Origin of the sequence: Endozoicomonas sp. YOMI1, assembly GCF_024606345.1 — a bacterium.
GTDB lineage: Bacteria > Pseudomonadota > Gammaproteobacteria > Pseudomonadales > Endozoicomonadaceae > Endozoicomonas.
In genome coordinates this window covers 1-1,876 of record NZ_JAHHPM010000050.1, presented here as the reverse complement: position 1 = coordinate 1,876, position 1,876 = coordinate 1, and the positions used below count along the sequence as shown (strand labels likewise).

The 1,876-nt window shown below is 49.7% G+C and carries 4 protein-coding genes and 1 pseudogene; all 5 read left to right on the top strand.

Annotated elements, in window-relative coordinates:
* Nucleotides 1–44: 44 nt before the first annotated feature.
* The gene (locus KDK15_RS02030) at nt 45–275 is read left to right on the top strand and encodes a hypothetical protein (protein WP_257293701.1); all 231 of its coding nucleotides are present in this window, start codon (nt 45–47) and stop codon (nt 273–275) included.
* Between the two features lie 59 nt (nt 276–334).
* Complete coding sequence (locus KDK15_RS02025) at nt 335–1,099, top strand: hypothetical protein (protein ID WP_257293700.1); 765 nt, start codon at nt 335–337, stop codon at nt 1,097–1,099.
* Complete coding sequence (locus tag KDK15_RS02020; protein ID WP_257293699.1) at nt 1,096–1,347, top strand: hypothetical protein; 252 nt, start codon at nt 1,096–1,098, stop codon at nt 1,345–1,347. The genes KDK15_RS02025 and KDK15_RS02020 overlap by 4 nt, the downstream gene beginning before the upstream one ends.
* 38 nt (nt 1,348–1,385) lie before the next feature.
* Nucleotides 1,386–1,604, top strand: a complete 219-nt coding sequence (locus tag KDK15_RS02015; protein WP_257293698.1) for a hypothetical protein — start codon at nt 1,386–1,388, stop codon at nt 1,602–1,604.
* A gap of 48 nt (nt 1,605–1,652) precedes the next feature.
* A pseudogene (locus KDK15_RS02010) lies at nt 1,653–1,876 on the top strand (hypothetical protein); the annotation flags it as partial.

The following is a 1,876-nucleotide window of genomic DNA, read 5'->3' as shown; positions in this document are numbered from 1 at the left end:
TGGACTGGACTACCTGAACGACTGGACGGAGTGAGGGCGAGACAATGCGACTGAACTGGAAATTCAACACCAACCCCCACGGACTGGCCAGCTTTGAATCTGCCGGTTGTTTCCACTGGATAGAGATTGATACCAGACCATCGGGCTTTATTGCTGTCATCGACTCAGACGGTATGAAGCTGGCCATGAAACCGGCAGTCAGTCCCAGTGCAGCCAGAGCAAAAGCCGAGGCTGTTTTAGATTGCTTTGATGTTCGGGAGGAGGCCGCGCAATGAGCAGAAGCAGAGCTAAAGCCAAAGGACGGAGAGAGAAAGGGAATTTTGCGCCGGTTCCAATGGATCTCATACACCACCCTAACTTTAAAAAGCTAAGTCATACCGGGCATAAGCTGTTTAATGCGCTTCTTGGGCAGCTTCGATTTTATAAGAACGGCACAAATAACGGCGATCTATGCGCCACTCATTCAATGGTTAAGGAATACATTCCAAGCAAGGAGACGTTACAAAGCGCAGTCGATGAACTTCTCTATTTTGAATTCATTGTTCTAACAAGACAGGGAGCCAGGTTAAGAAAGGACTTACCCAACCTGTATGGCTTTACCTTTTTTGCCATTGATGAATGTGGGGGCAAGCTGGACATACCTTCAACAGTCGCACCACCGGGAAACTGGCGAACCGAAAAAGCCAAGTATGTAAAAGCCACCAGCAGCAAGCGCAGAAAAAGGGATTCCGAAAATTCACAAGTACGGCAAACGGGGCAGGACTGGTACGGCAAACGGGGCGATAAATCGAAAACCGATGCTGAAAACTCAATTTGTGGTACGGCAAACGGGGCGAAAACGGCAATTTTAGACGGTTCACTGGTACGGCAAACGGGGAACTTCTTAGAATCTGCCATAGGCATATCTTTAAGCAGTCTTGAAAAGGCTGATTCAGAGGCTTTAAGTATGCGCGCGGTCGAAAGTGGTCAAGCTGAAAACATCAACAAGCTAGAGCAGTCGATAAAGGCGAAGGCAGGCACAGCCAAGCAGGAAATATCAAAGGAAGAACTCAAGCGCTTAACCGAGCAACACAGGAAAGCACAGGGGATAAGCCAATGATTCCAGATCAGAAAGAAGGACGGGGGAACTTTGATCTGATTACTTGCCAGGGGCGAACACCGGAACGCGGCCGCTTCAACATTGAAGAACTGACAGAGGACGAGATTCTTTACTACTGGGCCTTGCTCCAACAGGAAGCAGACACCAGAGCCAAGGAAGCCCGGAAGCAATGGAGAGTGATACCGGGAGGCAAAGCCACCAGCAACACACAATTAGAAGCCGATGGACAGATAAGCTGGATGTTTTAGCAGGCACCAGCCCTTTATTAACGTGGAGCAGATGAACAATGAGCGACAGCAACAAGGCCAAGATCAGCCGGTACGAGACAACGCTACTGTACGCAGCAACCTTGATGAACAATATTCTCTTAAACGTCGTGACCGGTGACACGCATTTAGTCAGAGCAGACGCGATCAGGGGAGCTGAGGAAATCTTTGAAGTGTTAGCCGAGGAGAAAGACCAACAACCCTCAACACCAGCAAAGAGCAAAGCCAAGGCAGCATAGGTACAATAGGCTTGAGGCTAACCACCTTAAGCCGGGAGAATGGCAGCAATGAGCAACAGAACCAAACCAGACTGGGAGGCCATCGAGGAAGATTACAGAGCAGGCGTTCTATCTATCCGCATGATTGCCACCAGGCACAACACCAAAGAGTCATCGGTCAGAAGCCGGGCAAGGCGTAACGACTGGCAGCGAGACTTAACCAGCAAGGTAAAGCAGGCCACCAGCAGAAGCACCCTGAAACCAGACGGCCGGTTTAGAAAAGTTCAGTCTGA

Excerpts from the sequence above, each read along its gene's own strand:
- KDK15_RS02030 (WP_257293701.1), top strand. The coding sequence starts at position 45 with ATGCGACTGAACTGGAAATTCAACACCAACCCCCACGGACTGGCCAGC.
- KDK15_RS02025 (WP_257293700.1), top strand. The coding sequence starts at position 335 with ATGGATCTCATACACCACCCTAACTTTAAAAAGCTAAGTCATACCGGG.
- KDK15_RS02020 (WP_257293699.1), top strand. The coding sequence starts at position 1,096 with ATGATTCCAGATCAGAAAGAAGGACGGGGGAACTTTGATCTGATTACT.
- KDK15_RS02015 (WP_257293698.1), top strand. The coding sequence starts at position 1,386 with ATGAGCGACAGCAACAAGGCCAAGATCAGCCGGTACGAGACAACGCTA.